This is a genomic window from Dehalococcoidia bacterium (assembly GCA_035574915.1).
Taxonomy (GTDB): Bacteria; Chloroflexota; Dehalococcoidia; order DSTF01; family WHTK01; genus DATLYJ01.
The window spans coordinates 1-11,192 of record DATLYJ010000027.1 but is presented as its reverse complement, the minus strand read 5'-3'; the positions used below and the strand labels follow the sequence as shown (position 1 = coordinate 11,192).

General features: G+C 67.1%; 14 protein-coding genes. 12 read left to right on the top strand and 2 right to left on the bottom strand.

Annotation, left to right across the window (positions count from 1 at the left end):
• The 12 genes from VNN10_02435 to pyrE all read left to right on the top strand — a co-directional run.
• Positions 1-750, top strand: a 750-nt coding sequence (locus tag VNN10_02435) for a M23 family metallopeptidase (GenBank protein ID HXH20858.1), incomplete at its 5' end; no start/stop codon positions are given.
• A 2-nt stretch (positions 751-752) separates the two neighbouring features.
• On the top strand, positions 753-1,400 hold the full coding sequence (locus VNN10_02430) for a TlpA disulfide reductase family protein (GenBank protein ID HXH20857.1): 648 nt from the start codon (positions 753-755) through the stop codon (positions 1,398-1,400).
• Between the two features lies 1 nt (position 1,401).
• Complete coding sequence (locus VNN10_02425) at positions 1,402-3,030, top strand: cytochrome c biogenesis protein ResB (protein HXH20856.1); 1,629 nt, start codon at positions 1,402-1,404, stop codon at positions 3,028-3,030.
• 25 nt (positions 3,031-3,055) lie between these two features.
• The gene (locus VNN10_02420) at positions 3,056-3,934 is read left to right on the top strand and encodes a prolipoprotein diacylglyceryl transferase family protein (GenBank protein HXH20855.1); all 879 of its coding nucleotides are present in this window, start codon (positions 3,056-3,058) and stop codon (positions 3,932-3,934) included.
• Between the two features lie 9 nt (positions 3,935-3,943).
• Entirely contained in the window at positions 3,944-4,204 is a 261-nt protein-coding gene (locus VNN10_02415; GenBank protein ID HXH20854.1) for a glutaredoxin family protein, read from the top strand.
• A gap of 17 nt (positions 4,205-4,221) precedes the next feature.
• Positions 4,222-4,716, top strand: coding sequence for a 6-carboxytetrahydropterin synthase (locus tag VNN10_02410; GenBank protein HXH20853.1), 495 nt, complete (start codon positions 4,222-4,224; stop codon positions 4,714-4,716).
• Between the two features lie 34 nt (positions 4,717-4,750).
• A complete protein-coding gene (locus VNN10_02405; GenBank protein ID HXH20852.1) occupies positions 4,751-5,263 on the top strand; it encodes a universal stress protein in 513 nt (170 codons plus the stop codon).
• On the top strand, positions 5,264-5,674 hold the full coding sequence (locus VNN10_02400) for a TrkA family potassium uptake protein (protein HXH20851.1): 411 nt from the start codon (positions 5,264-5,266) through the stop codon (positions 5,672-5,674).
• Between the two features lie 2 nt (positions 5,675-5,676).
• On the top strand, positions 5,677-6,342 hold the full coding sequence (locus tag VNN10_02395) for a TrkA family potassium uptake protein (protein ID HXH20850.1): 666 nt from the start codon (positions 5,677-5,679) through the stop codon (positions 6,340-6,342).
• A 1-nt stretch (position 6,343) separates the two neighbouring features.
• Positions 6,344-7,180, top strand: coding sequence for a prephenate dehydratase (pheA, locus tag VNN10_02390; GenBank protein HXH20849.1), 837 nt, complete (start codon positions 6,344-6,346; stop codon positions 7,178-7,180).
• Positions 7,181-7,233: 53 nt separating this feature from the next.
• On the top strand, positions 7,234-8,013 hold the full coding sequence (lepB, locus tag VNN10_02385; GenBank protein ID HXH20848.1) for a signal peptidase I: 780 nt from the start codon (positions 7,234-7,236) through the stop codon (positions 8,011-8,013).
• A gap of 199 nt (positions 8,014-8,212) precedes the next feature.
• The gene (gene pyrE / locus VNN10_02380) at positions 8,213-8,767 is read left to right on the top strand and encodes an orotate phosphoribosyltransferase (protein ID HXH20847.1); all 555 of its coding nucleotides are present in this window, start codon (positions 8,213-8,215) and stop codon (positions 8,765-8,767) included.
• 240 nt (positions 8,768-9,007) lie between these two features.
• Here the strand turns inward: pyrE and VNN10_02375 are convergent, their stop codons facing one another.
• Together VNN10_02375 and VNN10_02370 are read right to left on the bottom strand one after the other, a co-directional pair.
• A complete protein-coding gene (locus tag VNN10_02375) occupies positions 9,008-10,495 on the bottom strand; it encodes a ketol-acid reductoisomerase (GenBank protein ID HXH20846.1) in 1,488 nt (495 codons plus the stop codon).
• 109 nt (positions 10,496-10,604) lie between these two features.
• Positions 10,605-11,192, bottom strand: a 588-nt coding sequence (locus VNN10_02370; protein ID HXH20845.1) for a cytidylate kinase-like family protein, incomplete at its 5' end; no start/stop codon positions are given.

Sequence of the window (11,192 nt, the reverse complement as noted above, 5' to 3'; positions counted from 1 at the left end):
AAGACGGCACTGTTCGTGTCCGGCCTGATTTTGCTCGCGCTGGCGGCGGCAGCATGCAGCGGCTCGGACGCGGCATCCAACGGGGACGGCGTCCTGATCACGCCCATCCTCTCGCCCACCGCGGTGGCGACCCGGCCTGCCGGCAACGGGCCCGGCTCGCAGCCGGCAACGAGCGTGGCCGCGACGGCCGTCCCGGCTGACCCACTTACCGGTTTCACGTTCCCTATCGCGGGCGGCTGCCTGCCGAAGGGGGACCAGCTCATGCCGAACGCCCCTCGGACCTATCGCAACGGCATTCACGAGGGCATCGACTTCTACCAGGTCGATAACTGCACGGCAATCGGCCGTGGCACGCCGGTGCTCGCCGCCAAAGCTGGGCGTGTCATCCGGGCCGACCTCGATTATCGCGACATCACCGAGGCTGAGGTCGCGGCCTATCTCGCGAACCCCAATACGGAAGAAGCGCTCGACAAGTTCCGGGGGCGCCAGGTTTGGATCCAGCACGAGGGGGGCATCGTCACGCGATATGCCCATCTCTCGGGCATCGCCCCGGGCATAACAGTGGGCGCGACGGTCGCACAGGGACAGGTAGTAGCATATGTTGGGAACTCGGGGACGCCTGAGTCTGTGAGCAACCCCTCCGGCGAGATGCACCTGCACTTCGAGGTCCGCGTTGGCGACAGCTACCTGGGCAAGGGCCAGTCCCCTGCCGAGGTCAGGAGACTCTACACCCGCCTCTTCTCTCCCTAACGATGACCACGCCCCATGAGCTCGAGGACCGTCCGCAGAGCCGGCGCGAGTGGTCCGGCTGGCTCCGCAGCCTGGTGCTCCCCGTTGGCATGGTCGTCGCGATCGTCGCTGGTCTCCTGTGGTACGAGTCCCGCGGCTCCTCAGACGAAGCGGGAGTGTACGGCATCGTGGAGCCGCCGGCCGGATCGGTGGCGCCGGGTGTGGCCCTGGCGGCCGAGAAGGGGAAGGCGCCGCCGGACTTCTATCTCGAGACGCTGGACGGTGGCGCCCTCCGCCTCAGCGACCTGCGCGGCCGGCCGGTGCTGGTCAACTTCTGGGCTAGCTGGTGCGCCCCCTGCCGCCAGGAGACGCCGGACTTCGTCCGCGCCCACGAGGCAAACGCCGCCAGCGGGCTGGTGATCGTGGGGGTAAACCTCCAAGAAGCCGACGCCCAGGCTCGGCGCTTCGTGCGCGAGTTCGGCGTCCAGTACCCTGTGGTCATGGACCGGCGCGGCGAAGTGGCGGCAGCGTGGCGCATCGGCGGCCCGACGCAGGGACTGCCAGCCACCTACTTCATCGACCGCTACGGCATCGTCCAGAAGGTCGTGTTAGGGGCGCTGCGCGAGCGAGACCTGGCCGAGGGCCTGGCGCTGATCCTGGGGCAGGACTGAAGTGGCTACTCAGACCGCCGTCGGCCAGCGGGCCCTGACGGGCTTCGACCCCGCGCGCTGGCTGTTCCGCTTGCTGACCTCCGTCCGCTTCGCGCTGCTGCTCATCGGCTTGCTGGCGCTGGCGGCTCTGGTTGGCGTCCTCTTGCCGCAGATCCCATCGCAGATGCGGGGCGACCCGGCCGCGGAAGCGGCCTGGGTCGAGTTCCAGGAAGGCAAGTTCGGCTTCCTCACCGGACTGATGTACCACCTGGGACTGTTCACGCTCTTCCGCTCGACGTGGTTCGTCTCGCTCCTCTCTCTCCTGGTCGTGAGTCTCTGCGTCTGCACCATGAGCCGCTTCGCGCCGGTATGGCGCAACGTGACACGGCCGCAGACGCGCGTGCCGGACGACTTCTTTGAGCGCGGACAGCCCGTCGTCAGCCTCAGTACGCCGGATGTCGAGGCCCTGGCCGCCGAGCTGCGGCGCCGGCGGTTCAAGGTACGCGTCGAGACCGTAGGCCCTGCCGTCCATGTCTTCGCGGACCGGTTTCCCTGGTCGCAGCTTGCCACCTTCGTCAGTCACCTGGCGCTGATCCTGTTCGTAGCCGGTGGGCTCGTGACCGTCATCACCTCGAAGGAAGAACAGGTCCTGGTCGCCGAATCGACGAGCGCGCCCGTGTTCTCCCTCGAGGACGATGACCACATGCAGGTCTACGTGGAAGACGCCGTCGGCCGGTTCGACGAGACCGGCTTCCCCCTGGACTTCCGCACTCAGATGGTCATCTACCAGCGGGGGACCGAGGTCGCCCGCGGCGTGAGCACGGTCAACAGGCCGCTGCGATACGGCGGGTTCAGCTTTCATCAGACCGCCTACTTTCCCGACGGCGCCGCGCTGAAGGTGCGGGATGCCGCTACCGGCCGGGCGGTGTACGACGAAGTGCTGGCCCTCACGACGCTGGCAGCCACGCCGCACATCATCGTGCGCGATGCGGCCGGAAATGTCCTGCTCGACGACACGATCGTCCCCACAGACTTCCTGCAAGATGTTGCCGGCACTGTGGTGACGGTACCGGGCACGACGACGTCTCTCTGGATCGGGGCCAGGGGCGTCGAGAAGACCGGGGGCTGGCAGCTCGCGGTGCTGGAGACGCGCGGTGGGTCCGGGGCGCGAGCCGTCCTGGAGGAAGGCGAGCGCCTGTCGTTGGGCGACCTGACTCTCACGTTCGTTGGAGTGCGCGCGGTCCCCTCGACGCTCGTCGACGACCTGCCGGGGGCTACCGCCGGCGCCGTGGTGGAACTATCGGATGGACCGGCGGGCAAGACGCTGACCGTGGGCCCCGTGCAGGGACGGGCCCTAGTGCTTGCCGAGGGGCAGCCGGTAAGGCTGGGAGACTTCTGGTACTTGTTCGAGGGGCCACGGGAGTTCGCCGGCATCACTGTCAGGCGAGACCCTGGGACGGCGTTCATCTGGGCGGGCACCGCGCTCCTTCTCCTGGGCCTTGCGCTTACCTTCTACATCCCCCGGCGCAGGCTGTGGGGTAAGATAATTCAGGGTCAGGGTGTGTTTCGCGGCCTTGGCGGTCGTTTTTCCGCGATCGAACGCGAGCTGAAGCAGGCTGCGGCTCGGGCAGCGGCTGGACACGACTCATAGCGCTCTCGGCCCAGCAGGAGCCAGGATGGCAGACGTCCTCAGCATCAACATCGGGATGGACCCGAACATCGGCGAGTTCTTCGGGCTCCTCATCACCTGGCACGGGTTCTTCACGGCTGTCGGCATCATCGCCGGCGTATGGCTCTCGGTGAACATCGCCGCCAGCGAACGCGTGGGGATCGACCCCGACACGGCTTACACGCTCGGCATGATCGTCGTCGCCTGCGGCATCGTCGGGGCGCGGGCGCTCTACGTGATCGAGAACTACGGCGACAATCCGAGCATCGACAGCTTCGGCGACATCTTCCGCATCAACGAGGGCGGCATCTCGATCTACGGTGCGATCATCGGCGGGGCCATCGGTGGCTGGGCCTATGGGCTTTGGAAGCGCCTGCCGAGCGCCGCGGGGGCCGATGCCGCCGCCTTCGGGATGCTGCTCGGCCTCGCTATCGGCCGCATTGGCGACATCATCAACGGTGAGCACTTCGCCAAGACAAGCGACCTGCCCTGGGCTGTCACCTACAGCCACCCGAACAGCACAGCCTTCGCCCGCGAGGCAATGCACCCCGCCGTTGCCTACGAGATGCTCGGAGACCTGGCGATTCTGGGCGTCCTCTGGCTCCTGTGGAAGCGGCAGCCGAAGAGCGGCGTCATCTTCGCGCTCTCCTTCCTCCTCTACGGTGTGATGCGCTTTGCCGTTAGCTTCCTGCGTATCGATTCGGAGGAGCCGGCGCTGGGGTTGTCGGTGCCGCAACTCGTGTCGTTAGTGGTGGTGCCGATTGCGGCCCTGCTGCTGGCGTTCTTCCTCATCCGCAAGGAACCGGAACGTGGCGCCTACGTCCCGCCTTCCCGGCGCCAGAATCTGTCGCGCGCCGAACGCCGCCGCCGTCTGCGGGCGGGCTGAGGACGCCCGGTGACTGGCTGGAGCGGCCCGCGGCTGACCCTACTCATGCGCAAGGACTGCGGTCTCTGTGACCGCGCCGAAGGACTCCTGCGGGAACTGGCGCTCGAGTACGACCTCCTGGACATCGACGGAGAGCCGGACTTGCTGCCGATCTATACCGACGCCATACCCGTAATACTGAGCGGAGGCCGGGAGTTGTGCCGCGCTCCGATAACCAGGGAGGGGTTGCTTTCGGCGCTGCAGAGCCTCAATCTGAATCTGCGGACTTAGAACACCGGGAGCGTCCCATGTCCTTCTCGGTGCGGGTCGAGGGCATCAGGTTCGCTGCCGCGCACTTCGCCACCTTTGGCGGCGAATGTGAGCCCCTTCATGGCCACAGCTACGAAGCCGCCGCCGAAGTCGAGGGCGGCTTGAGCGCGGACTCCTGGGTGACCGACTTCTCCGGCCTCAGAAGGCTGCTGCGCGAGGTGTGCGCGCCCCTCGACCACCGCTTCATACTCCAGCTCGAGAGCGAGCTCCTGGACATCGAGAGGACGGCGGAGGGCTGGGCCGTGCGGGCGCCCGGGGGTGCCCTGTACTCGTTCCCGGCAGAGGACGTCGCCGCGCTTCCCATCGACAACTCGACGGCGGAGCGGCTGGCGGAGCACCTCTGTGGTCGGCTCTGGGAGCGCTTGACCGCCGATGGAGCCGCCGACCTCGACCGCATTGCCGTCGAGGTCTGGGAGGGCCCTGGCCAGCGGGCCAGGTTCGAGCGATCGTGCGTGGCGGGTCTACAGGAGTGAGCTTGCCGCTAGGAAGGGTGTCGATAATAATGCGATGGCTCCGCGACAGGAGCCATCCCGGACGGGTGAGCCGATGTGGAGTCGACAAGAACGCGCCGTAAAGAGCAGAGAGGCGGGCGCCGAGCTTAAGAGCCTCCTCGTGCCCGTCGACGGGTCCCCCGAAAGCATGAAGGCCGTCGAGTTCGCTTGCGGGCTGGCGAAGCGGAACAAAGGCAAGGTCCACGTAGTCCACGTCATCGAAGTGAAGCGATCGCTCCCTCTCGACGCCGAGCTCGTCACCGAGGCGCTGCGCGGCGAGGAAATCCTGGACGAGGCTGAGAAGATCGCGAAGCGGAACGACCTCGAGGTCGAGGGAGACCTCCTGCAGGCGCGCGAAGCCGGCCACGCCATAGTCGATGAGGCCTCCGAGAGAGGTGTCGACGCTATCGTCGTCGGAGTACCCTTCAGCCGGCCGTTCGGTGAGTTCGAACTGGGCAGGGTGCCCGCGCACATACTGAAGAACGCCGCCTGTCAGGTGATACTGCTGCGCATGCCCCTGGAGCAGTAGATGTTCGTCATCATCATGGGCTGCGGCCGCCTGGGCGCCCAACTTGCCGTGATGCTAGAGGACCAGGGGCATGAGGTGACGATCCTGGACCTCGATAAATACGCCTTCGACCACCTTCCCCCTGGGTTCAAGGGCCGGAAGTTTCTCGGTGACGGCACCGACCAGGACACCCTCCGGCGCGCGGGCGCGGAGCGCGCCGACGCCTTCATCTCGGCGACTCGCGGCGATAACCGCAATGCCCTCGCTGCCCAGGTCGCGAAGCACGTCTTCCACATCAAGCGCGTCGGCAGCGTGATCTTCGACCCGATCCGTGAGGAGGTCTACCGGGAACTGGGCCTCAGCACGATCAACCCGACGAGGATAGAGGCCTCCCTGCTCATGGAGGCCGTCATGAAAGCCCCAGTGGATTAGCCATGTTCGTCGTCGTCGCCGGTGCAGGGAAGGTCGGGTTTCACCTCGCCCGGGCGCTCGTGCCCGATCACGAGGTGCTGGTCATCGAGATCGACCCGTCGCGCGCCGACTACGTCGGCGAGGAGCTGGGAGAAGAAGTGGTCATGCAGGGGGACGCCTGCGACGCCGCAACCATGGAGCGCGCCGGCATGGAGCGCGCCGACATGGTGGTGGCGGCGACCGGCGACGACGAGGACAACCTGACCTTCTGTCAGATCGCCAAGGCGAAGTTCAACGTGCCCCGGGCGGTCGCGCGCATCAACAACCCCCAGAACGAGGGCCTCTTCAAGCAGCTCGGTATCGACGCGACGGTCTCGGCAACTTCGCTGATCATGGCGCACATCGAGCAGGAGCTGCCCTGGCGGGGCCTCATTCCCCTCCTCATGCTGCGCAGCCACGGCCTCGAGATCGTGGAGGTCCGCATACCGTCGGATGCGGCCGTCGTCGGCCGCAATCTCCGCTCGCTGCTGCTGCCTCACGGCTCGCTGATCGTCCTCGTAATCGACCAGGGCGGCACGCCTCACCTGCCCAGCGCCGAGACTGTCGTGCAGGCGGAGGACATCCTCATCGCCCTGACGAACATCGACAGCGAAGAAGCGCTGCGCGCCGCTCTCACCTCACCGCCCTGACATGGGCGAAAGGCTAGGATACCTTGGTCCGCCGGGCACCTTCGGGGAGCAGGCTGCCCTGCGTTACGCGCCGGATGCCTTGCTGGTCCCGTATCCCTCCAATGGCGCCGTGATCCTGGCCGTGGCTCGCGGCGAAGTGGACGCGGGCCTGGCGCCGATCGAGAACAGCCTTGACGGGGCCGTGAACGACACTCTGGACGCCCTGCTTCAGGCGGAAGGCGTGTATCTGCGCGCGGAGCTTGTCCTTCCCGTGGAGCAATGTCTCGTGGCCGCCCCGGGGACCAGCCTGCAGCAGGTAGAAGTCGTGATGTCCCATCCGTCGGCCCTGGCTCAGTGCCGCGGCTTCCTGGAGGCGAACCTCCCCCGCGCTCGCCTCGAGGCGGCGCTCTCGACCGCGGCCGCGGTCGAGGTGGCGGCGCGGACGCCGCGCGCCGCCGCCATCGGCACCAGGCGCGCCGCGGAGCTGAACGGCGCTGTCGTTCTTGCCGCCGGGATCCAGGACGCGAAACACAACAAGACCCGCTTCGTCGTCGCGGCCCGCCAGGACGCAGCCCGCACCGGTGACGACAAGACGTCGATAGCCTTCACGGTGGCCCACGACCGGCCTGGCACCCTGCTGGGCGTGCTCAAGGAGTTCGCGGACCGCAAGATCAACCTCACCCGAATCGAAAGCCGGCCCTCGCGCGAGGAGCTGGGTATCTACATCTTCCTCCTCGATATGCAGGGGCACAGGACAGACCCCGAGGTTGCCGAGGCGCTCGAGGCCGTGCGGGCGCAGGCTTTCTACTTCCGTATGCTCGGCTCTTACCCTCGCTTCATCGCCGGGGCGGAGATATAGGCTCCCTTAACGCCTCTCCACGGGGGCCGATGCTACAATCGAGGCAGCCCTTTATGTCTTTCTTTCGGCCGTCATCATCCCCTGAACCCGACGAGGAACACGCAGAGCGCGGCCCGGAGCCCGCGGTGATACCCGTCGCCGCGCCAGCCGGTCCCGTCGACCCCTTCGTTGCGCCCTTCGAGCGCGAGGCGCCCCCTTCCGGGCAGGCGCTGCGCCGCGTGCGACGCGTGGGTTGGGAGCTACTTCAGACGCTCGCTCTGGCGGCCCTCATCTTCTTCGCCGTGCGCGCCGTAGCCCAGAACTTCCGGGTCGAAGGATCGAGCATGGAGCCCGGCCTTCACGATGGTCAGTACCTGCTCGTAAATAAGGCTATCTACTTCAAAATCAACCTCGAGAAGCTTTCGAAGTACTTGCCCTTCATCGACCCTGGCGATAAGCCGCAGCGCTTCCTCTTCCGCGCCCCCAGGCGCGGCGACATCATCGTCTTCCGCTTCCCGCGCGACCCGAACCGCGACTTCATCAAGCGCATCATCGGCGTGCCGGGTGACCGAGTCCGGATCGCCGAGGGGCAGGTTTACGTGAATGGTGTTGCGCTCCACGAGCCATACACCAACCCCGGCCGCTACAACATGGACGAGAAGGTGGTGCCGAACGGCGCCTACTTCGTGCTCGGCGACAACCGCAGCAACAGCTTCGATTCCCACGTCTGGGACTTCCTGCCCGAGGAGAACATCATCGGGCAGGCCATGCTGAGCTACTGGCCGCTGGAGAACTTCGGCGGCGTGGGCAACCGCAGGATAGACCTCGGCGTCGTACGCCTCCCCTTGCCTTAAGCCCGGGCCGTGCGTCCCGCCATAGCGCGCCGTCGAGACCTGAGGCGCCGCCGCGACACTCTCTCTGCCCGGGCGCAAAAAGCACGTAATCTTTCTCTTGGCCCGGCGGCATACGCTGGCGCGCCCCCTTCCCGGCCTGGGCACAGGGCGCGTGGGCGGCTAGGATTCGCCGCACGGGACAGGGGAGAAAGGACTCACCGTGGTCGACGTCGAGGAGTATCTGCGTAAGACCAGTGCCCTCTTGCAGGGCCACTTTAAGCTGGCGTCCGGGCGCCACTCCGCCCGCTACATCGAGAAGTTCCGCATCATGGAAGACCCGGCCGCTACCACGGCCCTGTGCGGCATGATCGCCGCCCGCTACCGCGAAGCTGGAATAGAGGTTGTCGTTGGCCCGGCTATGGGCGGTGTCATTCTCGCCTTCGAGACCGCGCGTCAGCTCGGAGTAAGGGACATCTTCACCGAAAAGGACGCAAGCGGGCGGCACGTGATTGAGCGCGGCTTTCAGCTGCGCCCGGGCGAGCGAGCTCTGGTGGTGGACGATGTGTTGACCACGGGGGGCAGCGTCCGCCAGGCGCTCGAGCTGGTGCGGGCGACCGGCGCCGAGGTTGCCGGCGTGGCCTTCCTGATCGACCGCAGCGGCGGCGCCGTCGACTTCGGCGTGCCCTTCTTCGCCTGTCACACCATGTCGATCGAGAGCTACGACCCGGCCTCCTGCCCTCTCTGCCGCGAAGGCCTGGCGCTGGTCGAGACGTAGCCCTGTCCCGCAGGGCGTAGCACGCGCCCGCCTCAGTCTACGAGGTGCTACCGGCGGCTGGACTCTGGCGGGGCTGCTCGTGCGCGAAAGTGCTGGACCTGCCGTAGCGGTCGTGCTCGCTTTCCGGCCGGCCCCCTGAGGAGGGCGGGCCGTCCGCGGTTCAGACAAGCGCCCTGCGACGGCCGCGCCTGCCACGCGCGCAGGTCACCCGCGCGGCAGGGCAAGGAGGCTCGCCGGCGCTTACTCTACGAAGATGTCCACCGACGGCCGCATCGCTGCCGCCACCGCGAGCACCTCATGGATTGGGTGCTGCTTGAACGACTCCAGTAGCGAGCGGTCCAGCGGCTCCTTGTCTTCGATGCGCACGTAGGCCTGCTCGGTGATCAGGTAGTCGAAGCGTGGCGCCCACTTGCGCGAGCCCAGTCGCGCCGTCGTCGAGCAGTTATCGACCATGTAGGCCACGCCGCGGGCGTGCATGTACGGGTTCAGCGAGTCGACGCACTCAATCACGGACTCGTTCGCGATCTCCGAGTACGGGTGCCCGTTCTCCAGCAGAGTGTCGACCTGCGCCATCATCGTGGCGATGTAGACGCCCGCCGTGAAGGGGTCGAGCGGCAGGTTTGCCTCGTCGCGCTTCGCCCGCACTCGCTCCCCGACTCGCCACGTCTCCGTCCGGTCGATCTTGCCCATCGGATGCCGCTTCAGGCGCTCCCCGGCCAGGATCACGCTCCGGATCTCGTTGCCGCTGGAGACCTCGTCGTAGATCTCCTCGAGCAGCTCCTTGGCTGTCGGGTAGGTCGCGGCGTAGGCCTGCTCGAAGGCCGGCCGGCCGTCGGCGCCGATTGCCTCGTAGACCCCCATGATCCCCTGCTTCGAAATGATGCGCGAGATCGGGCCCGTGATCGCCTCGGCCGAGTGCAGGAACGCGTCCTCCTTGCTCATCCCCTGGCTGGTGTAGCGCTGGTAGAGGCTCTCGATGATGCCGTGCACGGCCCCGAGAAGGATGCCGCGCTCGCCGAAGATGTCGGACTTGTACTCGGACTCCAACGTGGTCATGAACGTGTAGGGCGACCCCAGCGCGACCGACCAGCCCAGCGCCAGGTCCGTCGCGCGGCCGTCGATGTCCTGCTCGACGGCGAAGCTGGCGTTGATGCCGGCGCCGTTCACGTCCTTGCCCTGCAGGTACAGGCGCCGCACCGAAGGCCCCATCCCCTTCGGGCACACGCCGATCACGTTCACCGTCGAAGGCCAGGTGTCGCCGACATTCTTCATGTGGCCCAGCAGGAAGCCGTGCGACAGTCCCAGCGTTGCCCCCGGCTTCAATGCCGCGAAAATCTGCTTGTACTGCTCCGCCTGCGCGGCGTCCGAGATCAGGAGCAGCACCATGTCTGACTCCCGGATCACGTCGAACATCTCGCCCAGGGTGCCGGTGTCCTCGGTAAATCCGGCCTCGCGGGCATGGACCAAGGACTCCGACCCGTCACGCAGCCCGACCTTCACCCTGATGCCTGTGCCTTCCAGGGAGTCGCGCAGGTTCTGCGACTGCGCCGGCCCCTGGGACCCCCAGCCGATCACGCCGATCTGCCGGACGCCCTCGAAGGCCTTCGGCAGCAGCGGGAAGAGGTGCCGCCCCCCGCGCACGATCTGCTCCTCGCGGTCGCCGATGCGCACGGTTTCCACCGGGAAGACCTTCGAGGTAAAGGTGAGATTGGAAGGTTTGACGGGCATAGCTGTCTCCGTTAGCGGTCCCGCCGTGTGGCGGGAGCGGGAGTAGGCAACAGACTCACTGAGATTAAACACGGATTCCGCCCGAAGCGGAAATGAGCCCCTTAGGCCGCTAGCTCGCCCGGACGACTTCGGCGATCGCGCGCGCCGCCCACGGCAACATGACGATGTCGGTGTTCACCACCATGTCGTACCGCTCCGGCGCCTCTCGCTCGATGCCGTAGAAGCGCTTCAGGAACGCGTTTCGCTGCCCATCGGCCTCGAGGACAGCTCTCCTCGCCTCGTCCGGCGGCATCTGCCCACGGTCGGCCAGGCGGCCGGCCCGCCCTTCGACGGAGCCGGTTATGAGTACACGCAGGGTGTCGAGGCGGCCAACCAGGTGCAGCCCGGCCCCATGCGCCACGATGACCGCGCGCCCCTGGTTCGCCACGTCCTCGATCACGCGCTGGACGAGGCGGCCGTAGGGCTCGACCGAACCGGCAGCGAACTCGCGGCGCTCCGACCCTCTCGCCGGCCCGGCCAGTCGCTCCAACTCCCGCATCAGCGGGCCGAGGTCGGCGTGCTCGATGCCCTCGATCGCCTCGGGGGAGACGCCGGCCGCGCGCGCCGCGCCGATGACGATCTCGTCGTCTACGTAGCGGTAGCCCAGGTCCAGCGCCACCTGGAGCGCTACTTGCTCGCCTCCGGCGCCCATGGTCCT